This is a genomic window from Sphingomonas sp. Leaf23 (genome assembly GCF_001421585.1).
Classification (GTDB): domain Bacteria; phylum Pseudomonadota; class Alphaproteobacteria; order Sphingomonadales; family Sphingomonadaceae; genus Sphingomonas.
This window is the reverse complement of the sequence record NZ_LMKR01000002.1, coordinates 95,781-121,390: the sequence shown is the minus strand read 5'-3', so window position 1 is coordinate 121,390 and position 25,610 is coordinate 95,781. Positions and strand designations below refer to the sequence as shown.

At 67.5% G+C, this 25,610-nt stretch carries 22 protein-coding genes; 10 read left to right on the top strand and 12 right to left on the bottom strand.

Annotated elements, in window-relative coordinates:
- Nucleotides 1-5: 5 nt before the first annotated feature.
- Nucleotides 6-437 carry a response regulator gene (locus ASE67_RS04335; protein WP_055757194.1) on the bottom strand — a complete coding sequence of 144 codons (432 nt, stop codon included), beginning with the start codon at nt 435-437 and terminating at the stop codon, nt 6-8.
- A 208-nt stretch (nt 438-645) separates the two neighbouring features.
- Here ASE67_RS04335 and ASE67_RS04330 point away from each other — a divergent pair, with 208 nt between their 5' ends.
- From ASE67_RS04330 to ASE67_RS04320, 3 genes are all read left to right on the top strand, one after another.
- Nucleotides 646-1,776: a phosphoserine transaminase gene (locus ASE67_RS04330; protein WP_055757192.1), complete on the top strand. Its 1,131-nt coding sequence runs from the start codon at nt 646-648 to the stop codon at nt 1,774-1,776.
- A 123-nt stretch (nt 1,777-1,899) separates the two neighbouring features.
- Nucleotides 1,900-3,477 (top strand): phosphoglycerate dehydrogenase, encoded by a 1,578-nt coding sequence (gene serA, locus ASE67_RS04325; RefSeq protein WP_055757190.1) that lies wholly within the window; start codon nt 1,900-1,902, stop codon nt 3,475-3,477.
- A gap of 217 nt (nt 3,478-3,694) precedes the next feature.
- Nucleotides 3,695-4,798: an ATP phosphoribosyltransferase regulatory subunit gene (locus ASE67_RS04320; protein ID WP_055757188.1), complete on the top strand. Its 1,104-nt coding sequence runs from the start codon at nt 3,695-3,697 to the stop codon at nt 4,796-4,798.
- 41 nt (nt 4,799-4,839) lie between these two features.
- Here the strand turns inward: ASE67_RS04320 and ASE67_RS04315 are convergent, their stop codons facing one another.
- The gene (locus tag ASE67_RS04315) at nt 4,840-5,337 is read right to left on the bottom strand and encodes a MucR family transcriptional regulator (protein ID WP_055757186.1); all 498 of its coding nucleotides are present in this window, start codon (nt 5,335-5,337) and stop codon (nt 4,840-4,842) included.
- Between the two features lie 266 nt (nt 5,338-5,603).
- On the opposite strand from ASE67_RS04315, the gene ASE67_RS04310 reads away from it, so the two are divergent.
- Nucleotides 5,604-6,968 carry a PAS domain-containing protein gene (locus ASE67_RS04310; protein WP_055757184.1) on the top strand — a complete coding sequence of 455 codons (1,365 nt, stop codon included), beginning with the start codon at nt 5,604-5,606 and terminating at the stop codon, nt 6,966-6,968.
- Between the two features lie 60 nt (nt 6,969-7,028).
- Here ASE67_RS04310 and ASE67_RS04305 read toward each other — a convergent pair whose 3' ends face one another.
- Nucleotides 7,029-9,749: an Rne/Rng family ribonuclease gene (locus ASE67_RS04305; RefSeq protein ID WP_200922171.1), complete on the bottom strand. Its 2,721-nt coding sequence runs from the start codon at nt 9,747-9,749 to the stop codon at nt 7,029-7,031.
- 515 nt (nt 9,750-10,264) lie between these two features.
- On the opposite strand from ASE67_RS04305, the gene ASE67_RS04300 reads away from it, so the two are divergent.
- Complete coding sequence (locus tag ASE67_RS04300; RefSeq protein ID WP_055759106.1) at nt 10,265-11,494, top strand: N-acetylmuramoyl-L-alanine amidase; 1,230 nt, start codon at nt 10,265-10,267, stop codon at nt 11,492-11,494.
- Nucleotides 11,495-11,574: 80 nt separating this feature from the next.
- A complete protein-coding gene (locus tag ASE67_RS04295; RefSeq protein WP_235511795.1) occupies nt 11,575-12,342 on the top strand; it encodes a COG4705 family protein in 768 nt (255 codons plus the stop codon).
- 3 nt (nt 12,343-12,345) lie between these two features.
- Here the strand turns inward: ASE67_RS04295 and ASE67_RS04290 are convergent, their stop codons facing one another.
- The 4 genes from ASE67_RS04290 to ASE67_RS04275 form a co-directional block, all read right to left on the bottom strand.
- Entirely contained in the window at nt 12,346-12,879 is a 534-nt protein-coding gene (locus ASE67_RS04290) for a SixA phosphatase family protein (RefSeq protein WP_055757180.1), read from the bottom strand.
- Nucleotides 12,876-15,578 (bottom strand): ATP-dependent DNA helicase, encoded by a 2,703-nt coding sequence (locus ASE67_RS04285; protein WP_055757178.1) that lies wholly within the window; start codon nt 15,576-15,578, stop codon nt 12,876-12,878. Before ASE67_RS04285 ends, ASE67_RS04290 begins: the two co-directional genes overlap by 4 nt.
- A gap of 185 nt (nt 15,579-15,763) precedes the next feature.
- On the bottom strand, nt 15,764-16,084 hold the full coding sequence (locus ASE67_RS04280) for a hypothetical protein (RefSeq protein WP_055757175.1): 321 nt from the start codon (nt 16,082-16,084) through the stop codon (nt 15,764-15,766).
- A 46-nt stretch (nt 16,085-16,130) separates the two neighbouring features.
- Nucleotides 16,131-17,024, bottom strand: coding sequence for a bestrophin family protein (locus ASE67_RS04275; RefSeq protein WP_055757173.1), 894 nt, complete (start codon nt 17,022-17,024; stop codon nt 16,131-16,133).
- A gap of 75 nt (nt 17,025-17,099) precedes the next feature.
- Here ASE67_RS04275 and ASE67_RS04270 point away from each other — a divergent pair, with 75 nt between their 5' ends.
- Nucleotides 17,100-18,674, top strand: coding sequence for a lysine--tRNA ligase (locus ASE67_RS04270; protein ID WP_055759100.1), 1,575 nt, complete (start codon nt 17,100-17,102; stop codon nt 18,672-18,674).
- 73 nt (nt 18,675-18,747) lie between these two features.
- Here the strand turns inward: ASE67_RS04270 and ASE67_RS04265 are convergent, their stop codons facing one another.
- Both ASE67_RS04265 and ASE67_RS04260 read right to left on the bottom strand, forming a co-directional pair.
- Nucleotides 18,748-19,611, bottom strand: a complete 864-nt coding sequence (locus tag ASE67_RS04265) for a TIGR00730 family Rossman fold protein (RefSeq protein ID WP_055757171.1) — start codon at nt 19,609-19,611, stop codon at nt 18,748-18,750.
- A 356-nt stretch (nt 19,612-19,967) separates the two neighbouring features.
- Nucleotides 19,968-20,657 carry an extensin family protein gene (locus tag ASE67_RS04260; RefSeq protein WP_055759097.1) on the bottom strand — a complete coding sequence of 230 codons (690 nt, stop codon included), beginning with the start codon at nt 20,655-20,657 and terminating at the stop codon, nt 19,968-19,970.
- Nucleotides 20,658-20,869: 212 nt separating this feature from the next.
- Here ASE67_RS04260 and ASE67_RS04255 point away from each other — a divergent pair, with 212 nt between their 5' ends.
- From ASE67_RS04255 to ASE67_RS04245, 3 genes are read left to right on the top strand one after another with little or no spacing between them, the layout of a single operon-like run.
- Complete coding sequence (locus ASE67_RS04255) at nt 20,870-21,526, top strand: GntR family transcriptional regulator (protein WP_055757169.1); 657 nt, start codon at nt 20,870-20,872, stop codon at nt 21,524-21,526.
- Between the two features lie 43 nt (nt 21,527-21,569).
- A complete protein-coding gene (locus tag ASE67_RS04250) occupies nt 21,570-22,427 on the top strand; it encodes a glycosyl transferase family 1 (RefSeq protein WP_055759094.1) in 858 nt (285 codons plus the stop codon).
- Nucleotides 22,427-22,858 (top strand): c-type cytochrome, encoded by a 432-nt coding sequence (locus ASE67_RS04245; RefSeq protein WP_055757167.1) that lies wholly within the window; start codon nt 22,427-22,429, stop codon nt 22,856-22,858. Before ASE67_RS04250 ends, ASE67_RS04245 begins: the two co-directional genes overlap by 1 nt.
- A 1-nt stretch (nt 22,859) precedes the next feature.
- On the opposite strand, the gene ribA is transcribed toward ASE67_RS04245, so the two are convergent.
- The 3 genes from ribA to ASE67_RS04230 all read right to left on the bottom strand — a co-directional run bounded on the left by ribA (nt 22,860) and on the right by ASE67_RS04230 (nt 25,594).
- Nucleotides 22,860-23,921: a GTP cyclohydrolase II gene (gene ribA / locus ASE67_RS04240; RefSeq protein WP_443025526.1), complete on the bottom strand. Its 1,062-nt coding sequence runs from the start codon at nt 23,919-23,921 to the stop codon at nt 22,860-22,862.
- Nucleotides 23,918-24,712, bottom strand: a complete 795-nt coding sequence (locus ASE67_RS04235; RefSeq protein ID WP_055759089.1) for an exodeoxyribonuclease III — start codon at nt 24,710-24,712, stop codon at nt 23,918-23,920. The genes ribA and ASE67_RS04235 overlap by 4 nt, the downstream gene beginning before the upstream one ends.
- Nucleotides 24,713-24,979: 267 nt before the next feature.
- Complete coding sequence (locus tag ASE67_RS04230; RefSeq protein WP_055757165.1) at nt 24,980-25,594, bottom strand: LolA family protein; 615 nt, start codon at nt 25,592-25,594, stop codon at nt 24,980-24,982.
- Between the last annotated feature and the right edge of the window lie 16 nt (nt 25,595-25,610).

Here is a 25,610-nt window from a genome sequence, read left to right as displayed (position 1 = left end):
GTGCGTTAAGCGGATGCGCCGAACGACGCGGGCGCCCCGAACAGCTTGATGCCGGTGGGCGGTTGCGACAGGTCACCCTGCCGGGCGCGTACCGCGAAATCGACCAGTTCGCCGACCGATTCATATCCGCACGGTTTCGACACCACACCCAGCGTGCCGGCGATTCCGTCGTCCAGCATCGCGGGATTGGCGGTGAGGAAGATGACGGTGGTCCCGTATTTCTGGCCGAGCATCCGTCCGATCATCGGCCCGGTCGGCCCGTCGCGCAGATTGCAGTCGACCAGCGCCACATCGGGGCGCGCCGACGCCAGTTCCAGCGCGCGCGACATGTCGGCGGCGATTCCGACCGGACGATAGCCATGCTCCTCCAGCGATGCCTCCAGGTCGATCGCGACCAGCATCTCGTCTTCGACGATCAGGACGGTGGGGGTTGGCATGGGATTTCCAGATATAATCTCGATCAAGGCAACGCGGAATCGCCCGGTCGGTTCCTCGCCCTGCCGCATCCCCAAAACATGCCCCGTAACGTCGCTTGGTAACAATGTTGCGCGGATGGCGCTTGTGCCGCACGGCAGACGCCGCTAATGGCCGCGACGGGCCACGCTGTCCCAACGCAGCGCGTGCTCTCTGTGAGGAGAGACTGACATGACTGATCTTCCGCCTAAGCCGGCTACGACTCCCGCTCGCCCGTATTTTTCCTCGGGCCCTTGCGCCAAGCCGCCGGGCTGGTCCGCCGACCGCCTCAACCCCGTCAGCCTCGGCCGGTCGCACCGTTCGAAGATTGGCAAGCAGCGTCTGCAATATTGCATCGATCTGATGCGCGAGCTGCTGAAGCTGCCCGACACCCACCGCATCGGCATCGTCCCCGGTTCCGATACCGGCGCGTTCGAAATGGCGATGTGGACGATGCTGGGCGCACGTCCCGTCACCGCGCTGGCGTGGGAAAGCTTCGGCGAAGGCTGGGTGACCGATGCGGTCAAGCAGCTCAAGATCGACCCGACCGTCGTGCGCGCCGATTACGGCCAGCTGCCCGACCTGACCGCGATCGATTGGACCCACGACGTCCTGTTCACCTGGAACGGCACCACGTCGGGTGTCCGCGTGCCCAACGCCGATTTCATTCCGCCCGACCGCGAAGGGTTGTCGTTCGCCGACGCGACCTCGGGCGTGTTCGCCTATGACATCGACTGGGCCAAGATCGACGTCGCGACGTTCAGCTGGCAGAAGGTGCTGGGCGGCGAGGGCGCGCATGGCGTGCTGATCCTTGGGCCCCGCGCGGTCGAACGGCTCGAAACCTACACCCCCGCCTGGCCGCTGCCGAAGGTCTTCCGCTTGGTGTCGAAGGGCAAGCTGACCGAGGGCGTGTTCAAGGGCGAGACGATCAACACCCCGTCGATGCTGGCGGTCGAGGATGCGATCTTCAGCCTCGAATGGGGCAAGTCGCTCGGCGAAAACGGCCTGATCGCGCGCAGCGACGCCAATGCCGCCGCGCTCGACAAGATCGTGGCCGACCGCGACTGGCTGGGCCATCTCGCCGCTGATCCGGCGACCCGGTCGAAGACCAGCGTCTGCCTGACCGTCGAGGGTGCTGACGAGGCGCTCATCAAGAAGATGGCGTCGCTGCTCGATGCCGAAGGGGCTGCCTATGACGTCGCGGGATACCGCGATGCGCCGGCGGGCCTGCGCATCTGGTGCGGCGCGACCGTCGATACCGCCGATATCGAAGCGCTCGGGCCGTGGCTCGACTGGGCCTACGCCACCGCGAAGGCGGCTTAAGCCCTCTCCCCTTCAGGGGAGAGGGTGGGGAGAGGGGCTGTCACGCCGCCCTCTCCACTCGCTCCCCGACTTCCCCTCTCCCCGGCCCTCTCCCCTGAAGGGGAGAGGGAGAAGGAAACAAACATGCCTAAAGTTCTGATTTCCGACAAGATGGACCCCAAGGCCGCCCAGATCTTCCGCGAACGCGGGGTCGAGGTGGACGAGATCACCGGCAAGACGCCCGAAGAGCTGATGGCGATCATCGGCGACTATGACGGCCTCGCCATCCGCAGCTCGACCAAGGTGACCAAGACGATCCTCGACGCCGCGAAGAACCTGAAGGTCGTCGGCCGCGCCGGGATCGGCGTGGATAACGTCGACATCCCCGCCGCTTCCGCCGCTGGCGTGGTCGTGATGAACACCCCGTTCGGCAACTCGATCACCACCGCCGAACATGCCATCGCGCTGATGTTCGCACTCGCCCGCCAGCTGCCCGAGGCCGATGCCTCGACCCAGGCCGGCAAGTGGGAAAAGAACCGCTTCATGGGCGTCGAGCTGACCGCCAAGACGCTGGGCCTGATCGGTGCGGGCAATATCGGCTCGATCGTCGCCGATCGCGCACAGGGGCTGAAGATGAAGGTCATCGCCTTCGATCCGTTCCTGTCGCCCGAACGCGCGATCGAGATCGGCGTGGAAAAGGTCGAGCTGGACCAGCTGCTGGCCCGTGCCGACTTCATCACGCTGCACACGCCGCTGACCGACCAGACCCGCAACATCCTGTCGGCGGAAAATCTGGCGAAGACCAAGAAGGGCGTGCGCATCATCAACTGCGCGCGCGGCGGGCTGATCGACGAAGCGGCGCTGAAGGCCGCGCTCGACAGCGGCCATGTCGCGGGCGCCGCGCTCGACGTGTTCGTGCAGGAGCCGGCGAAGGAATCGCCGCTGTTCAACACACCGAACTTCGTCTCGACCCCGCATCTGGGCGCATCGACCAGCGAGGCGCAGGTCAATGTCGCGATCCAGGTCGCCGAGCAGATGGCCGACTTCCTGGTATCGGGCGGCGTCACCAACGCGCTGAACATGCCCTCGCTGTCGGCCGAAGAGGCTCCGCGCCTCAAGCCGTACATGGCGCTGGCCGAAAAGCTTGGGAGCCTGGTCGGGCAGCTGACCACCGGCGCGATCGCGCGGGTGTCGGTGCATAGCGAAGGTGCGGCGGCCGAGCTGAACCAGAAGCCGATCGTCGGCGCGGTGCTGGCCGGGTTCCTGCGCGTCCAGTCAGACACGGTGAACATGGTCAACGCGCCGTTCCTCGCGAAGGAGCGCGGCATCGAGGTGCGCGAAGTGCGCAACGACCGCGAAGGCGATTACCACACGCTGATCCGCGTTTCGCTGAAGACCGAAGCCGGCGAACGCTCGGTCGCGGGCACGCTGTTCGGCAATGCTCAGCCGCGCTTGGTCGAGCTGTTCGGCATCAAGGTCGAGGCCGATCTGGCCGGCCACATGCTGTACGTCGTCAACGAGGACGCGCCGGGCTTCATCGGCCGCATCGGCACGACGCTGGGCGAGGCGGGCGTGAATATCGGCACCTTCCACCTCGGTCGCCGCGATGCCGGTGGCGAAGCGGTGGTGCTGCTGTCGGTCGACGAAGCGGTGACGCCGGAACTGGTCGCCAAGGTCCGCGCGCTTCCGGGCGTGAAGACGGTGATGCCGCTCAAGTTCTGATCGGTTCGATCGACGTAAGCGGACGGGCTGTCGGAGCGATCCGGCAGCCCGTTTGCGTGTCGTCGCTTACCGTCACCCCGGGCTTGACCCGGGGTCCCGCTTTCTTTCCAGCGCAGAAGAAGAAGCGGGACCCCGGATCAAGTCCGGGGTGACGTGGTGGGCTGGCCGGGACGCGTGCCCGGTTCCACAGCGCCGCAACTCCCGCTAGGGGAATCCCATGAACGATACCGGCCTCCTTCCCGAAGGGTTTCACGACCGCCTGCCCCCCGCCGCCGATGGCCTGCGCCGGTTCGAAGGGGCGGTGCTGGGCGTTGCGCATGGCCATGGCTATGAGCAGGTCGACCCGCCGCTCGCCGAGTTCGAGGCGGGGCTGGTCGGGCGGCTGAAGGGCACCGCGGCGACCGATGCGGTGCGCTTCGTCGATCCGGTCAGCCAGCGCACGCTGGCCATCCGGCCCGACATTACTGCGCAGGTCGCGCGGATCGCGGCGACCCGCATGGGCCACCACCCGCGCCCGGTGCGGCTGTCCTATGCCGGCCCGGTACTGAAACTGCGTGCAAGCGAACTCAGCCCGCGCCGGGCACTGCGCCAGATCGGGGCGGAGCTGATCGGCCTCGACAATGTGGCGGCCGCGATCGAGATCGTGACGGTCGCGGTCGAATCGCTGCGCGCGGCGGGCGTCACCGGCATCTCGATCGACTTCACCCTGCCCGATCTGGTCGCGACGCTGGCGGGTGATCCGCCGGGGCCGCAGCATGACGCGCTGATCGCGGCGCTGGATGGAAAGGATGCCGGGCGGGTCGCGGCGATCGATCCCGCCTATCTGCCGCTGGTCGAGGCCGCCGGGCCGTTTGCCGCCGCGCTTGCCCGGTTGCGCGCAACCGATGCCGCCGGACGGCTGGCGTCGCGGCTCGACGCGATCGAGGCGGTGGTCGCGACACTGCCCGCCGATATCGGCGTCACGCTCGACCCGACTGAACGGCACGGCTTCGAATATCAAAGCTGGCTGGGCTTCTCGCTCTTCGCACGCGGTGTGCTGGGCGAAGTCGGGCGCGGCGGCAGCTACACCGTCTGTCATGCCGATGGGCAGGAGGAAGCAGCGGTCGGTTTCTCGCTCTATGCCGATGCGCTGCTCGATTCGGGGCTGGGTGCCAAGGACCGGCGGCGGCTGTTCCTGCCGATCGGGACCAGCCCGGCGACGGCGGCGCGCCTGCGTGGCGAGGGCTGGGTGACGGTGGCGGCACTGGTCGAAGGCGACACGCCGCGGGCACAGCTGTGCACCCATGTCTGGGGCGGCGACGCCGCGCAGCCAGTCGCCTGAATCAAAAAGGGGCGACCTGCTGGCCGCCCCTTTTTCATCGCTTACTCGGCGGCCTTCGGCTTGCGCCCGCGGCGCGGTGCCGCGTCGCCGGCGGCATCGCCCGCCTCGCTGGTGGTGCGCGCCTTGCGGCCAAGGCCGATGCGTTTCGCCATGTCGCGGCGGCTCTGCGAATAGGTTTCGGCGACCATCGGATAATCGGGGCGCAGGCCATAGCGCTCGCGATAGGTTTCCGGGGTCAGCCCGTGGCCGGCAAGGTGACGGCGCAGCGTCTTGTACGGCTTGCCGTCGATCATCGAAATGATGTGATCCTTCGACGCCAGCGACTTGCGCACCGAAACGGCGGCAACATGGTCCTGCTGCGGCGCGGCTTCCTCCGGTTCCGACGTGCCCGATGCCAGTCCCAGAACGGTCGCGTGCATCGTCTGCAGGAATGCCGGAACATCCTCTGCCGCAACGCGGTTGTTGCCGTTGTTCAACCACGCAATGGTAAGCTCGGTGGCCAGCTCGATCGCGTTAAGTTCGGAACTGTCGTCAGTCATGGAGATCTCCTCAATGGCGGCGAAATGCTACTTGCCGGAGGGCAGGTCAATGGCTGTGCGGCGGATAATCTTAAATTTGATTGGATTAACCGGTAAAATCGTCGATTTCCGCGAATGGCATACGAATTGTTTATCGTCGATCGGTGCTATGGGCCACATCGATATGGCTTTATTCCCGTCAGTCTGTGCTGGCGGCACGTTGAAACTTGCTCGAACCGCGACCTTGCCCGATCCGGGCAGGTCGACCTTGGACAAATGATGTGACCATGCACGCCGATACCATCGATCCGACCGCGACGATCTGGCGCGATATTGCTGATATGATGCCGATATTTGCCTGGATCGCCGATGATGACGGGCAATTGTTATGGGGCAACCGGCGTTGGCACGCCGATGTCGGGGATCGGCTCGGCCGGGCATTGTGGAATTGTTGCCACGAAGGACCCGGACGTGACGCGGTACGGCGCGCGTGGCAGGACGGGGTGGTAACCGGCACTGCCTTCACCCTCACGCTGCCGCTGGTCACGGAGTCTCTCGACCGGTCGGTCGGCTTTCGCGTGGCGCCGGATGGGCGTGGCCGCTGGATCGCGATCGCATGCGAAGAGGATTCGCAGCGACAGGCAGAAACGGCGGAGGCCGCTACCCGCGCCGAACTAGACGTACTGACCAACGCCATGCCGCAAATGGTCTGGGCGACCCGGCCCGATGGGCATCACGATTTCTACAATGCACAATGGTATCGGTTCACCGGCATGCCGGACGGGTCGACCGATGGGGCAGGCTGGAACGGCATGTTCCACCCCGACGATCAGGACCGGGCATGGGCGCGCTGGCGGCACAGCCTGGCCACCGGGGATGATTACGAGATCGAATATCGCCTGCGCCACCGTAGCGGTGCCTATCGCTGGGTTCTGGGACGCGCATTGCCGGTCCGCGACGCCGACGGCGCAATCGTGCGCTGGATCGGCACCTGCACCGATATCGATTCGGCCAAGCGCGCCGCCGAACAGAACGACATTTTGAGCCGGGAACTGAGCCACCGGATCAAGAACATCTTTGCGATCATCAGCGGGCTGGTGCGGATGTCGGCACGGCGGATGCCGCAGGTTCGCGACTTCGCCGACGATCTTGCCCGACGGATCGCGGCGCTGGGCGCGGCGCACGACCTTGCCCGGCCGCATAGCGACATTTCACGCCCGCTGATCGGCGAGGCGACGTTGCACCATGTCCTGCGCGAGCTGTTGTCGCCCTATGCCGTCGAGCAATGGCGGATCGAGGGGGACGACGTGCCGATCGACGATCGCGGCGCCACGCCGGTCGCACTGATCTTTCACGAACTGGCGACCAATGCCGCGAAATATGGCGGGCTGTCGCTGCCCGACGGACGGGTAGAGATCGCCACCCGGTTGCACGGCGATGCACTGCGCATCGACTGGTGCGAATCGGGCGGTCCGGCGATCACGGGCGAACCGGATGCGACCGGGTTCGGCACCCGGCTGGCCGCGCTCAGCATCGAACAGCAGCTCGCCGGCAGTATCGTCCGCGACTGGCGACCCGAGGGGCTGGCGGTGCGGATCGATCTCGGCCGGTCGGCACTGGTCCGCGAACAGCCGCTCGCCATCGAAGCCTGAACGCAAAAAAGGGGCGGCACCCGATCGGATGCCGCCCCCTTCTTTTCCGTCCGCCTTCGATCAGTTGCCGAAGGTGCGCTGCCACCAGCCGCGACGCGGCGATGCCGAACCGTCGGCGTCCTCCGTCGGTGCGTCCGGCGTTTCCGCTTCGACCGTGACGGTTTCTTCCGCCGGAGCGGCTTCTTCCACGGGTGCCTCTACCGGAGCCGCTGCCTTGCGGCGGGGCGCGCGGCGCTTCTTGGGCGCGGCTTCCGTTTCTGCTTCGACGGCCGGGGCGGGGGCCTCCGCTTCGGCTTCCGCCTCGACGACCGGCGCGGCATCGACCTTGCGCTTGCGGGTCCGCTTCGGCTTGGGCGCTTCCGCCGCCGGCTCGACCTCGACCTTCGGCGTTGCTGCCGGTTCGGGGGTCACGATCGGTGCGGCGTCGCTGGCCTCGACGGTGACCAGTTCGGCCGGAGCCGCGTCGGTCACGCCTTCGACTTTGGCGCGTGCGCTCGGGCGACGACGGGTACGCTTGGGCGCCGGGGCAGCAGGGGCGGCCTCGACGACGTCAGGCTCGGCAACCGGTTCGATCGCGGCCGGGGCTTCGACCGCTTCGTCAGTCGCATCGTCCTCGGCGGGCAGATCGGCGACCGTGCCGGCGCCATCGGCGGCATCGAACGCACCGTCGCCACGACGGCCACCGCGACGGCCGCGACGGCGACGCTTGCGCTTGGTGCCCTCGTCGCCCTGCTCGGCTTCGGGCGCGGCGGTGTCGGCCGCAACCTCGGCGTCCGCCTCGTCCTCGTCTTCGCCTTCCTCGTCCGCATCTTCGGCAGTGTCGGCGTCATCGCCGGCCTCGCCTTCCTCCCGGTTGCGACCGCGACGTCCGCGACGGCGGCGGCGGCGCTTGCCGCGACCTTCGCCTTCATCGTCTCCACGCGGCGCACGGGCGGTTTCCTCGACCGCTTCGTCCTCGACCTCTTCGTCGATTTCGTCCTCGATCTCGTCATAGGCGTCGTCTTCATCGTCGACGATGACCAGCGGCTCGATCTTGGGCGGGTGCGCGGGCGGCGGGCCCGATGCCTCGACCGCCATGCGCGCGCCTTCGATCTCGGCATCGGGCACGATCTCGACGGTCACGCCGTACCGGTCCTCGACCTCGGCGATGTCGGCGCGCTTCTTGTTCAGCACATAGAAGGCGGCTTCCTGGCTGGCGCGCAGCTGGATCAGAGACCCGCGACCGCGTGCCGCCTCGTCCTCGATCAGGCGCAGCGCCGACAGGCCCGCCGACGACGCGGTGCGGACCAGGCCGGTGCCCTCGCAATGCGGGCACTGGCGGGTCGATGCCTCCAGCACGCCAGTGCGCAGCCGCTGGCGGCTCATTTCCATCAGGCCGAAGGCGGAGATGCGGCCGACCTGGATACGGGCGCGATCGTTCTTCAGCGCCTCCTTCATCGCCTTCTCGACCTTACGGACGTTCGAGCCATGGTCCATGTCGATGAAGTCGATGACGACCAGACCGGCCATGTCGCGCAGCCGCAGCTGGCGCGCGATTTCCTGCGCCGCTTCGAGATTGGTCGCGGTCGCGGTCTGTTCGATATTATGTTCGCGGGTCGACCGGCCGGAGTTGATGTCGATCGACACCAGCGCCTCGGTCGGGTTGATGACCAGATACCCGCCCGATTTCAGTTGCACGACCGGATTGTACATCGCGGCCAGCTGATCCTCGACATGCGCGCGCTGGAACAGCGGCACGGCGTCGGCATATTGCTTCACGCGGCGCGCGTGCGCGGGCATCAGGAGGCGCATATATTCCTTGGCGTGGCGGAAACCGTCCTCGCCCTCGACGATCACCTCGTCGACATCCTTGTTATAGATGTCGCGGATCGCGCGCTTCACCAGATCGCTGTCGCCATAGACCAGCGCAGGCGCCGACGACGTCAGTGTCTGATCGCGAATCCCGTCCCACAGGCGGGCGAGATAGTCGAAGTCGCGCTTGATCTCCTGGCGCGACCGCTGCAGCCCGGCGGTGCGGACGATGCAGCCCATCGACGCCGGCAGCGTCAGTTCGGCCATGATCGACTTCAACCGCTTGCGGTCAGCGGCCGAACTGATCTTGCGCGAAATGCCGCCGCCATGCGCGGTGTTGGGCATCAGCACGCAATAGCGACCGGCGAGCGACAGGTACGTGGTCAGCGCCGCGCCCTTGTTGCCGCGCTCTTCCTTCACGACCTGTACCAGCAGCACCTGCCGACGGCGGATCACGTCCTGGATCTTGTAGCGGCGGCGCAGGTTCAGCCGGCGCTGGCGCAGCGCCTCGACCGCGGCATCGTCGCCACTGCCCTTGCGCGGACGACGCGCCGGGGCTTCGCCTTCCTCCTCGTCGTGATGGTCGTCATCGTCCTCGTCACGCTCGACGACTTCGACGCCATCCTCATGCTCGTCGTCGTGATCGTCGTAATCGAGGTCGTCGTCATGGTCGCCGGCACGCAGCGCGGCTTCCTCGGCGGCGTGCTCGGCCTCTTCGGCGAGCAGCGCGTCGCGGTCTTCCTTCGGGATCTGATAATAGTCGGGGTGGATTTCCGAAAAGGCGAGGAAGCCGTGGCGATTGCCGCCGTAATCGACGAACGCCGCCTGCAACGACGGTTCGACCCGCGTCACCTTGGCCAGATAGATATTGCCCTTGAGCTGCTTGCGCTCGGCCGATTCGAAATCGAATTCCTCGATCCGGTTACCCTTGACGACGGCGACCCGGGTTTCCTCCCGGTGGCGTGCGTCGATCAACATCCGCGTGGTCATGATACTGTCTCCGGGCGCGCCGGACGGCCGTGCCAGTCGGCGCGCCTAAACGCGCGGCGGGGGTCATGCCCGGTGCCTGCGCGCGATTGCTGGGATATGCGTCTGCTGGCATGGGCAGCCCGGAAAGTTCCGGGTGGACAATTGTCGCCCCGACGCCGGCCGCGACAGCGGCACAGGCGGTACGGGACGGAACTTGCCACATGCGAACATCAACCTGGTTAAACCCCGTGGAGCGGGTACGCTTTGGGGGTGTCGCATCGGTTTCCCCGAACCATGTCCGGGACCGACGTAATTAGGGGCGTAGCACCCGGTGTCGCCAACGGCAACAGCGTCGGCGCGGTCGTTTCGGTAGCGAAGCAAATCCGAATAAATGGTTAAAGCCGGATTCAGCGTGCTGGTTCACCGCAGGTTGAACCGCGTGGGCGTAGGTCGGTGCTTCGGGAAAAAGGGAAGCGGGCACCACGTCCATGGATTTGCGCTGGACCGAAAACGCGATTGGACGGCATAGCGCGCCGATGGGTGCCTGGCTCGCCTTTCTGTCGATCTGGTTCGGCCTGCCTGTCGCTGCGCAAACGGTCGACAGCGTGGATGCCGGGTCGGATCGCATCGTCATCCGCCTCGATCGTGCCGCGACCGGCGCCTCCAGCTTCGTGCTGGGCGGTCCCGACCGGCTGGTCGTCGACCTCGATGGCGTGCGCCCCGGCGGGCGCAGCGAATCGGGCGGGTCGGTGCGCGCGGTGCGGCAGGGGGTGCGCGACGGCGGCAGCCGGATCGTGTTCGACCTCGACCGGCCGCTGATGGTCACCGCCGGCCGCTTTTCGGACGATGGCCGGCGGCTGACCCTAACGCTGAACGGGGTTGCGCCCGAGCGCTATGCCCGCGCGACCACGGCCGGGCGGATGCGGTTCCAGCCGCAGATCGCGATGGCGACGGTCGTGCCGGCGTCGTCGTCGGCGGCGATGATCGTCGACGCCCGGCAGCGCGCGACCGTATCGATCCCCGTGCCCAGCCGCCGCCGCAACCAGCGCCTGCCCCGGATCGAGGGCGATACCGACCGGCCGCTCGTCGTGATCGATGCCGGCCATGGCGGGCACGATCCGGGTGCGATCTCGCCCCATGGCGGGATGCAGGAAAAGGACCTGACGCTGAAGACCGCGCGGGCGGTGCGCGACGCGCTGCTGGCGAGCGGACGGGTGCGCGTGGCGCTGACCCGCGACCGCGACGAGTTCCTCGTGCTACAGGAACGCTATGCGATCGCGCGGCGGCTGGGGGCCAGCCTGTTCATCTCGATCCATTGCGACAGCGCCGACAATCCGCAGGCGACCGGCGCCAGCATCTACACCTTGTCCGAAGTCGCCTCCGACCGCGAAGCCGCACGCCTTGCCGCGCGTGAGAACAAGGCGGATATCCTCGCCGGCGTCGACCTCGGCCGGCAGAGCGCCGACATTTCCTCGATCCTGATCGACCTGACCCAGCGCGAGACGATGAACGCCTCGGCCGGTTTCGCCCGGCTGCTGGGACGCGAGGCGACCGGGGTCATCCCGCTCAAGCCCAATTACCACCGCATGGCGTCGCTGATGGTGCTCAAGGCCCCGGACCTGCCCTCGATCCTGTTCGAAACCGGCTATCTGTCGAACGACGCCGACGCACAGCGGCTGGATTCGGTCGAGGGGCGTCGCGCGATCGCCAAAAGCGTCGAGCGCGCGGTCGAGGTGTATTTCGCGCGGCGGCTGGCGGCGCGCTGAGCGCACGCTGGTCGCTACTGGAGCATCCCGTCGATTAGGGGTATTCCATCTGCCAGGATCGACCGCGGAGCGACGCTGCCATGCCCCTGTCCGACGATATGCGCGACACGTTGGTCAAGGTTCCGGCTGTTACCCTCGGCTTCTGGGTCATCAAGGTCCTGGCGACGACGCTCGGCGAAACCGCCGGCGATACGGTCAGCATGACGCTCGACCTCGGCTATCTGGTCGGCAGCGCGATCTTCCTCGGCCTGCTGGTCCTATTGGTCGCCTTGCAGATCAGAGCAAAACAGTATCGCCCGTCCCTGTACTGGGCGACGATCATCGCTTCCACGACGGCGGGCACGACCATGGCCGATTTCGCCACGCGTTCGCTGGGGATCGGCTACACCGGCGGCTCGACCTTGCTGCTCGCGCTGGTGCTGGTCGCGCTGTTTGCATGGTATGGTGCCCTGGGATCGATCTCGGTCGACAGCGTGCACGAACCGCGCGCCGAGCTGTTCTACTGGATCACCATCACCCTGTCGCAGACGCTCGGCACCGCGCTGGGCGATTGGCTCGCCGATACCGGTGGCTTGGGCTATGGCGGCGCGGCGGGCGTCTTTGCCGCCGGACTTGCGCTGCTCGTCATCCTCTATGCCACTACCGCCATCAGCCGGGTCGGGCTGTTCTGGGCAGCGTTTATCCTGACCCGTCCGCTGGGTGCGGCGGTCGGCGATTTCCTCGACAAGCCGCTCGACCATGGCGGACTGGCCTTCAGCCGCCCGCTGGCATCGGCGGTGCTGGCGACGGCGATCGTCCTGCTGGTGGCGATCCTGCCCCGCCGTGCCGCCGGCCAACAGCACGCATAGCCGCTAATCGTGATTCGGCCCCAGCGAGGGGTCGAGATCGCGCGGCCGCACGAAACTGGTCAGATGCCCGCAGCCATCGCAGGCATCGGTCCAGCGGTCGGAAAGCTCCAGCACCGCGACGCTGGCGGTCGGAAACTTCTCCTCGACCGCGCCGCGCAGCGGATTGCTCTCGGCCGACAGCAGCAGGACCAGATCCTCCAGCCCCGGATTATGCCCGACCAGCAGCGCGCGATCTGCATCGGCGGGCAGCGCGCGGATGATGTCCAGCATGGTGCCGGCGGAGGCGAGGTACAGCGTGCGGTCGTGCCGCGCATCGGGCAGGGTGCCGTAGCCGCGGCGGAAATGCTCCAGCGTCTCGACCACGCGCTTCGCCGAACTGGCGACGACGGTATCGAACGTCAGTCCCGCCTGTCGGACATGCGCGCCCATCGCGGTGGCGGCGCGGGCACCCTTGGCGTTCAGGGGGCGATCGTAATCGCTGAGTGCCGGATCGTCCCAGCCCGACTTGGCATGGCGCAGCAGCGTCAGCGTCTTCATCGCAATGGCTCCATCGGCAGGGCCTGCGCCCCATGCCCGACTTCGGACCCTAAGGAAAGGGCGCGCGCCACCGCTTCGTCCAGCGTGCAGCGGACGATCGGCGTGCCTTCGGGAAACGCGCCCAGCAACCGCGAGGGCATGGCGGCGGACAGCAGCACGAACAGCCCGCGATCGTCGGCACGCCGGATCAGCCGCCCGAACGCCTGCGCCAGCCGGGCACGCACCATGCGGTCGTCATAGGCGCTGCCCCCCCCGGCCAGTCGCCGCGCGGCGTGGAGCACGCCGGGCTTTACCCACGGCACCCCCTCCATCACCACCATGCGCAGCGAATGGCCGGGCACGTCCACCCCGTCGCGCAGTGCATCGGTGCCGATCAGCGAGGCGCGGGGATCGTCGCGAAAGATGTCGACCAGCGTGCCGGTATCGATCGGGTCGACATGCTGGGCATAGAGCGGCAGCCCGTCGCGCGCCAACCGGTCGGCGATCCGCGCATGGACCCCGCGCAACCGCCGGATCGCGGTGAACAGCCCGAGCGTGCCGCCGCCCGCCGCGACGATCAGCCGGCCATAGGCATTGGCGAGCGCGGGCAGGTCGCCCTTCTTCACATCGGTGACGATCAGCACCTCTGCCTGCTGCGCATAGGCGAACGGGCTGACCGCTTCGAAATGGGTCGGCTGGCGCAGCAGGTGTGGCGCACCGACCCGCGCGTCGGCTTGCGTCCAGTCGCCGCCGGCGCGGAGGGTCGCGGAGGTGACCAGCACGCCATGCGCGGGCTTCAGCACGGTTTCGGCAAAGGGGCGGCTGGGGTCGAGCCAGTGGCGGTGCAGCCCCATGTCGTACTCGCGCCCCTCGACCCGATCGACCGTCATCCAGTCGACGAAATCGGGATCGACCGGGCCGCCGATCCGCGCGAGCAGCCGGCCCCATGCCGCCACCGTCTCCGCCCGCCAGCCGAGCGAGGCGATCGCCCCCTCGATCCGCGCGCGCGCCGGGCCGTCCATCCAGTCGGGCCCCTCGGTCAGCACTGCCTCCAGCCGCTTGCCCAGCGCAATCAGCGGGCGGAGCAGCGCGTCCAGCGCCTGCGCGGCCGGCCCGGCGGCATCGACCAGTTCGGGCGGCGGTTCGCTAAGCTCGGTCTCCAGCCCGTATCCCGCCTCGCCATCCTTCGCCCGCGCGAACACCGCGCCGCGCACGCAGGCCAGCAGTTCCTCGACAGGGCCAAAGGCATTGCCCTCCTGAATCCGCGCCAGCCATCCCTCTGCCGGGAGCAGCCGCGCGGCATCGACCGCCGCCGCCACCGCCTCGCCGCCCGCCGCGTCATAGCTCGCCACGTCGGACAGCCGCGCCGCCAGCCCGCGCCGCCGCCCGCGCCCGCCGCCCTCCGGCCCCAGCACCCAGCGGCGAATCTCGATCGCCTCGGCACCGGTCAGCGCGGCGGAGAACATCGCGTCGGCGGCCTCGAACAGGTGATGCCCTTCGTCGAAGACATAGCGGGTCGGGCGGGTGCCGGTTTCGCGCCCGCGCGCGGCGTTGACCATCACCAGCGCATGGTTGGCGATGACGATATCGGCCTGCGCCGATGCCCGCGCCGCGCGTTCGATGAAGCATTTCCGGTAATGCGGGCAGCCGGCATAGATGCATTCGCCGCGCCGGTCGGTCAGCGCGGTCGATCCGTTGCGGCGGAACAGCGTCGGCAGCCAGCCGGGCAGGTCGCCGCCCACCATGTCGCCATCGGCGCTATATGCCGCCCAGCGCGCGACCAGCTGCGCCAGCACCGCCGCCCGCCCCTGAAACCCGCCTTGCAGCGCGTCTTCCAGGTTCAGCAGGCACAGATAATTCTCGCGCCCCTTGCGCGTCACGACCTTGGCCCGGCGCTCGGCCGGATCGGGATAGACGCGGGTGCTTTCCTGCGCGAGCTGGCGTTGCAGCGCCTTGGTAAAGGTCGACACCCACACCGCGCCATCGGCGGCCTGCGCCCAGAGCGAGGTCGGCGCGAGATAGCCCAGCGTCTTGCCGATGCCGGTCCCGGCCTCTGCCAGCACCAGGTTCGGCGTATCGCGCGCGACACGCGGGGCAAACGCATCGGCGGCGGCGGCGGCAAAGGCGCGCTGGCCCGGCCGGGCCTCCGCGCTGCTTCCGGTCAGTGTCGCCAGCCGCTCGGCCACCGCATCGGGGGCCAGCGTCACCGTGCGCGGGTTGACGCGCGGCGGTACCTCCTCCCATTCGGGCAGCTTGCTGAACAGCCAGCGTTCGGCGGTGTCGGGCTTGGGCAGCACCTGTCCCAGCGCCGGCGCCCATGGCCAGCGCAGCCGGAATAGCGACTGCGCGGCGGTCCACGCCCCTTCCTGTTCGCTCCACGGCGCGGAAGCGGTCGCGATCAGCGCCGCCGCGGCCGCGCGCAACAGGTCGGCGATACCGGCTTCGTCGGTCGGCAGGGGCAGTTCGAGCGCCTGTGCGATCCCCTTGGGCGTCGGCACCGCGAAGCGCGCGGGATGGACGAAGGCGAATAGCTCAAGCAGGTCCAGCCCCGACAGCTCGGCATAGCCCAGCCGCTGTCCGATCAGCGGCGCATTGAGGACGATCGTCGGCGTATCGGCGACCAGCGCGATCGCCTCCCCCCGACTGACCTCGCGCGTGCCATCGGCCGTCGCGATCCAGACGCCCGAATGGCTGGCGTGCAGGGCGGGGTAGGGGAGCATGGCACCGCCTTAGCGTTTCGGTGTCAGGAACGGAAGTGGAACGGCGCCAGATCCTCCCCGGCACGGGGAGGGGGACCAGCGTAGCTGGTGGAGGGGGGTGTCCACGCTACGAACCGGTTGCGTTGCGCGGCGATCCCCCTCCACCATCCTCCGGATGGTCCCCCTCCCCGCAGGCGGGGAGGATTTTAGCTGTCGAGCTGTTCGTGCTGCCGTTCCGCCCAGTCGCGGCCTTCATCGCCACCCCAGAGCAGCCACGCGATATAGCCCGCCGACGGATCGTTGTCGTCGCCCCAGCTATGCGCCTTCGTATCCTTGTCGACCTTATGCCGCGCGAAATAGCTGTGCATCGATTTCACGTCGGCATCGGACATCGGCCCGCCCTCGACGATCTGTTTCGCGCGCTTCACGCCGACCTCGGTCCCGCCGCGGTCGAATTCTTCGCGCAGTTTCAGACCCTTTTCGGCGTTCGCCGCCATCTTCTTGGTCGGTTTGTGTTCGTCGGCCATCGGTCACCTCTCGACAGCCAATCGTTTCAGCCGACGCGACGTTCCATCACCACAGCACGCCCTTGGCCGGGGTCAGCGGCTCGGGGGCAGGATCACCGATCGCCTGCAACAGGTCGATCTCGATCGTCCGGCACATGCCGGTCAGCGGCAGGTCGTGAACGGTGTTGGCAAAGGGGTCGGCCAGATCCTCGCCGATCTGCAACACTGCAAGGAACATCAGCCCCGCCAAGCCCGATCCGAGCGGAGTCGCGATGCCCAGCGTCTCGACCAGCCCGATCGGCAGGACGACGCAGAACAGGCGGGTGAACAGCGACGGCAGGAAGCGATATTGCACCGGCAGCGGCGTGTTCTTGATCCGCTCCATGCCGCCCTGCGCGTTGGCGATGTCGATCAGCACGCTTTCGAGGCTGGTCTGCTGGATGCTGTCGATCCAGCCCTGCCGCCGCGCCTGGGCAATGCGCGAGCCGGTACCGTCGAGCAGACCGTTGGCGACGTTGGTCCGGCCGAGCGGTTCGCCCGCCTCGTCGCGCGACAGGAAGCGATGCACCTCGTCCTTCGAATCGAGCCGGCGCAACTGGCAGCGCAGCGCATTCACATAAGCGATATGGCGCAGCACGATCGACCGCTTCAGATCGCGCTTCTGCCCGTCATCCTCCGGCCCGATGAAGGAGATCGACGCACGCGCCAGGTTGCGCGAGGCGTTGATCATCAGCCCCCACAGCGAGCGCGCTTCCCACCAGCGGGCATAAGCCGAATTGACGCGGAAGCCGAGGAACAGCGCCAACGCCGAGCCGAACAGCGTCAGCGGCAGCGACGGCGCCTTGAACGGCAGGACGAAGTACACGATCGTCACGATCACGTCCCAGACGAACAGCGCGAGCGCCGGTTTCCAGACTTCGGCGACGATACGGGGCAGGCGGGGTGCGTCGGATACGATCATCGCAACACGCTACGTCCAGCCATGCGAATGGTTGCATCGCAACCGGTGGAAATATCGCGGCCAACCGCGTATCTGATGACGATGACTGACCCCACACTTCGCGATGCAGCATTGGTTTCAAAGGCTTGGCCGTATGAGGAGGCGCGCAAGCTGTTGAAGCGCTATCCGGACGGCAAGCCCGGCGGTGCACCGATCCTGTTCGAAACCGGCTATGGTCCGTCGGGCCTGCCGCATATCGGCACGTTCAACGAAGTGCTGCGCACGACGATGGTGCGCAAGGCGTTCATGGAATTGTCGGACCAGCCGACGCGGCTGATCGCGTTTTCGGACGATATGGACGGCCTGCGCAAGGTGCCGGACAATGTGCCGAACGGCGACATGCTGCGCGAACATCTGGGCAAGCCGCTGAGCGAAATCCCCGATCCGTTCGGCACGCATCAAAGCTTTGCCGCGCACAACAACGCCCGGCTGCGCGCGTTCCTCGACCAGTACGGCTTCGACTATGAGTTCGCGTCGTCGACCGACTATTATCGTGGGGGCCGGTTCGACGATGCGCTGAAGGGCGTGCTGCGCAACATGCAGGCGATCCTCGACATCATGCTGCCGACGCTGGGCGCCGAACGCCGCGCGACCTATTCGCCGGTGCTGCCGATTTCGCCGACCAGCGGCATCGTGTTGCAGGTCCCGGTCGAGGTGCTGGACGCCGATACCGGCATGGTCGCGTTCATGGACGGCGATACCCGTGTCGAACAATCGATCCTGTCGGGCGGCGCGAAGCTGCAGTGGAAGGTCGACTGGGCGATGCGCTGGGCGGCACTGGGCGTCGATTACGAGATGGCGGGCAAGGACCTGATCGATTCGGTCACCCAATCGTCGAAGATCGCCCGTGTGCTGGGCGCTCGCCCGCCCGAGGGCTTTAACTACGAGATGTTCCTCGACGAACATGGCCAAAAGATTTCGAAGTCAAAGGGCAACGGCCTCAGCCTCGAACAATGGCTGACCTATGGCCCGCCCGAAAGCGTCGCCTTCTACGCCTATCGCGAACCGAAAAAGGCCAAGCAGCTCCATCTGGGCGTGATCCCGCGCGCGATCGACGAATATTGGCAGTTCCGCGGCAACTATGCCGCCCAGCCGATCGAACAGCAGCTGGGCAACCCGGTCCACCACATCCATGGCGGCCCGCCGCCCGCCGAAACGCTGCCGGTAACGTTCGGGCTGCTGCTTAACCTCGTCGGGGTGATGGGCGAGGCGACCAAGCCGCAGGTGTGGGGCTATCTTGCCAATTATGTCGAGGATGCCTCGGCCGAGCGGTATCCGGCGCTCGACGCGCTGATCGACCATGCGCTCGCCTATGTCCGCGACGTGGCCGACAAGCCCGAACGCCGCGCCCCGACCGAGGTGGAGCGCGCCGCGCTCGAACGGCTCGATGCCGATCTTGCCGCGATGCCGGCGGATGCGAGTGCCGAGGATATCCAGAACGCGGTGTACGAGATCGGCAAGACCGCCGGGTTCGAGTCGCTGCGGGACTGGTTCAAGGCCTGCTACGAAACGCTGCTCGGCACGGCGCAGGGCCCGCGCATGGGCAGCTTCATTGCGCTGTACGGCATCGACAATACGCGCAAGCTGATCGCCGAGGCGCTGGCGCGCTGACCCCCGCGAAAGCAACGTCCCCCCGGATCAGGTCCGGGGGGACGTGGAATTAAGGGCGAGCTTCTGCCGCCCCTTACTTCCGATCCTCGTAGAATTTCTTCACGACATTCCACCCTTCCTCCGCCGTCTCGACGAAGGTGATGAGGTCGAGGTCGCGTTCCGAAATCACGCCCTCTTCGACCAGCGCGTCCCAATTGACGACCCGATCCCAGAATTCGCGGCCATAGAACAGCACCGGGATCGGCTCGATCTTGCCGGTCTGGATCAGCGTCAGCAGCTCGAAGCTCTCGTCGAACGTGCCGAAGCCGCCGGGGAACACCGCCACCGCGCGGGCGCGCAGCAGGAAGTGCATCTTGCGCAGCGCGAAATAGTGGAACTGCATCGACAGCGCCGGGGTGACGTAGGGGTTCGGCGCCTGTTCGTGCGGCAGGACGATGTTCAGGCCGATCGATTCGGCACCGGCTTCGTTCGCGCCGCGATTGGCGGCTTCCATGATCGACGGGCCGCCGCCCGAACACACGACGAAGTGGCGCTTGCCGTTGACGTCATCAGGGAACTGGCTGGCATGGAACGCCAGTTCGCGCGCCACGTCGTAATAATGCGACTTGGCGACAATCCGTTCGGCGATGGCGCGGGCCTTGTCGTCCTGCGCCAGCTCCAGCAGCATCTCGGCCTTTTCCGGCTCGGGAATCCGTGCCGAGCCATAGATGACGAAGGTCGAGGCGATGTTCGCCTCGTCGAGCAGCAGCGAAGGCTTGAGCAGTTCGAGCTGGAACCGCACCGGGCGCAAATCCTCGCGCAGCAGGAATTCCATGTCCTGGAATGCCAGCCGATAGGCGGGGTGTTCGGTCTGGGGGGTCGACAGCTGCGCGCGGGCCGCTTCGGCTTCCTGCTTGGCCCCGCGGAACACGCGGGACGGTACTTTTGTATCGGTCATAGGTGACAGGGTTGTAGGGTGCAGGCCCCTAAACGGCAATGGCCGTGATCGCCGTGGGAAGGCCGCTGGCAAGGAGCGTAGCGCAGACGCGTGGCGGCGCCACGCGCAAGCAAGCGACGCGGCTAGCGGTCTTCCCACGGCGACCGCGAAGCGGCGGGCCGAAGCTGATGCACGGCGGTGTCGGGGCACCCCGCAAAGTAGTACTTTGCGGGGACCCCGTCGCGCGGCGGTCACGATGCTTGTGCATCGCTCCCTCCTTGCTCCTATCCGTGCATCAGCTTCGGCTCCGTCCCGGCCGTTGCCATTTAGGGGCCTGCACCCTCAGCACGGCTTTTGGACGCGGCAAGCGGGATGCGTCAGCGGCAGAGCGGTCGTCCGCCCATGTCGAAATGAAAGTGGTTGCGGTGCGCGGCGTTATAATCGGGGCCGAGCGTGGTGACGAAGCGCTTGCAGGCCGAACGGTGGACGATGCGCAGGAACTCACGGATCTGCGGGTCCTCGCTGTTCCAGTCGCGCTCCAGCACGATCCGCCGCCCGTCGGCGAGGGTGAAGCCGCCGATATCGACCGCATTGGCAAGGCCATGTTCGGACACCCGCCCGGCGGATCGCGGGCCGCCGCCGATGATGCCGCGACAGGCATAGGTGCCATAGCTGTCGATCTTTACCACGTCGCTGCCCAGTATCTGCCGCGCGGCGGGGCGCACGCCATAGCGGACCCAGCCGACCAGCGCACGCGCGGCGGGACAGCGAATCGCCTTCAGGCCCGCGACCGGCACCCCGATGTCGAGCAGCTGCACCGCGCCCAGCACGACGCAGCCCGACCCGTAATCGCGATCGGGCAGCGGGCTGAAGCGGACCTCCGCCTTCGACAGGCCGGCAAAGCATTGCTGGGTGTCGCGCGGCGTCTGGCCCGGCAGCGTCACCGGGCCGGAGGGGCGCTGTGCGACGGGGCGGGGCGGCGGCGGCGCATCATCGCGGCGCTCGCCCCCGACACAGGCCGACAACAACAGCAACGACATCAGGATCGACCGGTGGAACGCAACCATCGACCGCGATCGTTCCACGCCGTTTCGCCGGCGACAACCCGCCCTGCGCCCAGCCGTGCAATCGTTACGAACACTCCCTTTGGGGTAACCGCTGTCACGGGGGGATTGCTTGCACTAGTATATTTTGAATATGTACTACTTTCGGATGACCCGGTGACGGGCGACCTCTCCCCCGTGATCCGGTAACGGACCGCTTCGCAAAGGAATGCAGCGTGACCATCGTCGTTCGAACCCTGTCGGATCGCGTGTTCGAAATCGTCCGCGAACGGATCGTCAGCGGTGCGCTGCCCGAAACCGTGCCGATCCGGCAGGACGCGCTGGCCAGCGAACTGGGCGTCAGCAAGATTCCGCTGCGCGAGGCGCTGGCCCGGCTGGAACAGGAAGGGCTGGTCGCGGGACAGGCCAACCGCGGCTATACCGTCCGCCCGATGTCGGCGTCGCAGGCCGAGGAAATCTACGAACTGCGCATCGCCGTCGAGCCGAGTGCCGCCGCCTATGCCGCGCGCCATGCCGACGACCGTTACCGTGCGGCGGCGATCGATTCGTTCGACCGGCTGCTGGACGGGCCCGAACACGACCTGCTGGATGCAGCGGCGCGCAATCGCGCCTTCCACGCCGCGCTGGTCGCGGCGGCCGGGCGCGACCTGACCATCGACCTGGTGCAGCGGCTGTCGGTGCTGGCCGAACGCTATGTCGTCGCGCATCTGCGCCCCGCCGGTCGCGGCAGCCGCGCGCAGGACGAACATCGCGCGCTGCTGGAGGCGTGGCTGGCGCGCGATGCCGATGCGGTGCAGACCATGCTGACCAGCCACCTGACCGCGACGATCGAGGATTTGCGCGGCGAATTCGCTGCCGCCGCCGCTGCCTGACGCCGGGGTGGGCGGCTTCGCGGCGATCCGATATGGTGCCGCCATGGTTCGCTTTCTCTCCGGCATCGCTGCCGTCCTGCTCGTCGCGGCGCCCGCCGCCGCGCGCGATATCCTGTTCGTCGGCAACAGCTTCACCTTCGGCGCGGGAGCGCCGGTCCAACAGTATCGCCCCGACAGCGTTACCGACCTGAACCGCGAAGGCATTGGCGGCGTGCCGGCGCTGTTCCGCAGCTTTGCCGAACAGGCGGGGCTGGACTGGACCGTCTCGCTCGAAACGTCGCCGGGCAAGGACCTGGCGTTCCATTATGCGAACAAGCGCGCGGCGATCGACCGGCGTTGGGACGTGGTGATCCTGCAGGGCTATTCGACGCTCGATGCCGATAATCCGGGTGACCCGACGCGCCACGGCATCGCCGCCGGGCAACTCGCCGCGTTGGTCCATGCGCGGAACCGACAGGCGCAGGTCGAGCTGGTCGAAACCTGGTCGCGCGCCGACCTGACCTATCGCCCCGGCAGCCGCTGGTCGGGCAAGCCGATTGCGGCGATGGCCAATGACCTGGCTGCCGCGAACCGCCGGGTGGCGCGGACCACGCGTGGCATATCGGGCACCATCCCGGTCGGGTCGGCATGGAACCGGGCGATCGCGACCGGGGTCGCCGATGCCAATCCCTATGACGGGATCGATCCGGGCAAGCTGGGGCTGTGGGCCGACGACCATTATCACGGCAGCGCGGCGGGCTATTATCTGGAGGCGCTGACCATCTTCGGCCGGGTAACCCGGTACGACGTCCGCCGGCTGGGTGCGGGCGAGCGGTCGGCCGCCGATCTCGGGCTGACGGGGCAGCAGGCCGCCGCGTTGCAGCGGATCGCGTGGGAAACGCTGCGTCGTCGGAACCGCTGATGCGGGTCGTGCTGACGGGCCTGTGCCTGTTTCTTGCCGGCTGTGGCGGCGGGGATGCCGACCGGGCCGATCGCCTGCGTCGTGCCGGGGCAAACCCCGACCTGACCGCCCTGCTGCGGGTCGCCGATGTCGATGCCGGGCGCCGCGCCTTTGGCCAGTGCGCGGCGTGCCACACGATCGGCGCGGGCGGGCAGTCGCTGGCCGGACCCAACCTCCACGGCATTCTGGGCCGCGCGGTCGCGAGCAACCCGCGTTTCGGCTATACCCAGGCGCTGATCGACCATGGCGGGCGCTGGGACGCGGCGCGGATGGACGCGTGGCTCGCGGCGCCGATGCAGGTGGTGCCGGGCACGCGCATGGCGTTTGCCGGGGTGCGCGATCCGATGGAGCGCGCCGACCTGATCGCGTATCTTCAGTCGGAAAGTCGTTGATCTACAACTGATGCCCGGTACGGTCGCGCTTGGTCGCCAGATAGCGTTCGTTGTGCGGATTGGGCGGCAAGTGGTGCGCGACCCGTTCGATCACGGTGATGCCGGTCGCTTCCAGCCCGGCGACCTTGGCCGGGTTGTTGGTCAGCAGGCGCACCTGCCGCTGCCCCAGCAGCGACAGCATCCGCCCGGCAACCCCGAAATCGCGCGCGTCGATCGCAAAGCCCAGCCGGGTATTGGCATCGACCGTATCGAACCCCTGGTCCTGCAACGCATAGGCACGCAGCTTGTTGACCAGACCGATCCCGCGCCCCTCCTGCCGCAGGTACAGCAGGATGCCCCAGTTGGCGTCGGCAATCGCATGGATCGCGGCGTGCAGCTGCGGCCCGCAATCGCATTTCAGGCTGCCGAGCACGTCGCCGGTCAGGCATTCGCTGTGCAGCCGGACCAGTGGTGGCCGGCCATCGGGCTGGCCGATGACCAGCGCGACCTGCTCGCCCGCCGCATCGGGGGTGCGGAACGCGACAATCTCGCTGTGTTCGGCACCCGCCACCGGCAGCTTCGCCCGCGCGACGATCGCCAACCGGTTCGCATCCTCATGCGCGTCGATCGCCGCCGGGGTGATCGTCACCTCGGCTCCCACACCGCCCGCGAAAAAGGCCGGCAGCAGCCCCGCGATCCGGGCGAGGCGCAGCGCGGCGGCGGCGGCGATCGGCGCGGGCGATTCGATGCCGCGAAACGGACCCTTCATCGGCGTCGCCAAATCGAGCTGCGGATCGGCCAGTGCGGTCGCGGCGGCGAAATCGGTCCACGCCTCCCGCCGGATCGACACCGGCTGGTCGGGCTCGGCCGCGGCACGCTGGTTAACGATGCGCAACGTTTCCGCCCTCCCGAACGACAGCAGGATATGCGCCTGCCGGTCGGGATCGAAATCGCCCAGCCGGGTCGCATCGGCCGTCTCGATCGGCAGCAGCGTCAGCGGCGGCTCGCCGGGTGCGGCAATCGCGATCGCCCAGCCGCGCCGCAGCGCGTCGATCGCGCGGGCGACGTCGCGGGTCTCGCTCAAAATGCGAACTCGGTCACGATCGGGATATGGTCGCTGGGCTTCAGCCAGCTGCGCGCATCCTCGTACACCCGGTGCGCGGTCGCCCTGGCCGCCACGTCGCGGCTGGCCCACATGTGGTCGAGCCGCCGCCCGCGATCCGACGCCGCCCAGTCCTTGGCGCGGTAGCTCCACCACGTGAACAGCCGCGCAGGCGCCGGCACGAACTGCCGCCCCAGATCCACCCAGTCGTTCGCCGCCTGCAACCGCGCCAGTGCCGCAACCTCGACCGGCGTATGGCTGACGACATCAAGCAGCTGCTTGTGGCTCCACACGTCGCTTTCCAGCGGCGCGATGTTGAAGTCGCCGACCAGCAGCGTCGGGATGCCCGACAGCCCCGCCGACCACGTCGTCATGCGCTCGATGAAATCCAGCTTCTGGCCGAATTTCGGGTTCACGTCGCGGTCGGGCACGTCGCCGCCCGCCGGGATATAGACGTTTTCGATCCGCAGGCCGTTCGCCAGCCGCACGCCGATATGCCGCGCCTCGCCATTGGCCTGCCAGTCGAGCCGGTCATCCTCGGCCAACGGCACCTTCGAAACGACCGCGACACCGTGGTGCATCCGCTGCCCGTTGATCGCGATATGGGTATAGCCCAGCCGCCGCAGCGGATCGTGCGGGAAATCCTGGTTCACGACCTTCGTTTCCTGCAGGCACAGCACGTCGGGCTGCGCCTCGCGCAGGAATTTCTCGACGATATCCATGCGGAAGCGGACGGAATTGATGTTCCACGAAGCGACCGAAAGCGTGTCCATGGCCAACGCCTGTATCGTCGCAAACGCGGCGACGCCAGATAGCGCGCGACGCCGATTCGGACCCATAAACAGAAAGGCCCCCGCTCCGGGGGCATGGAGCGAGGGCCGACCTAGCGTTGGTCACGCAGGCGGGCGTTGGAGACCCGGGCAACAGGGGGGAAAATCCCGGACGCGCTCCAACACCGCGAGATCAGCAATAGGATCGCGAACCTGTCGCCAGGATGAACGTCACCCGTATTTTTGGAATCAGCCACTCGGTTCGTCGCGTCACCGCCGTGCGCGACGCGGTTCGTTGAAGCGGAAGGCATTATCGGCGACGGGCACGTTGAACTGCTGGTTGGTCAGCCGCACCGTCGTCCGGTTCGCCTGCGCATCGAGCGCGACCCAGCCCTGCAGCATCAGCCCGGCGGGCGCGGAGGCCTGTCGTGCGAAGATCATCGTGATCCGGCCATATTCGGGGCGCTTGGGATCATAGGCCTCGACGCTGACGATTCGCGGATCGTTCGACGGCACGACGCGCGCGAACTTCGACGCATCGCGTTCGGGGTTCAACAGGATGCCGAGCGGCGAATTGCCGATCGGCCAGCGCTGCTTCTGCCCGACCTGATAGTCGAGGAAATAGAGCGACTTGCCATCCGATACGAGCAGGATCGGCACGCCCTTTTCATATTGGAACCGGATCTTGCCCGGCTTCTTCAGCGTCAGCTGACCGGTGAGCACCCGCCCGTTACGATCGGTCTGCGAGAAATTCGCGGTCATCGTCTGCGTCGCCGCCAGATGCCGCTGGACCGACGCCAGGTCGTTCTGCGGCGCCTGTGCATGCAGGGCGACGGGGGCGGCAACAGCCAGCACGGGACCAAGGGCGAGCGCGAACGGGCGCATGAAACTTCTCCGTAAG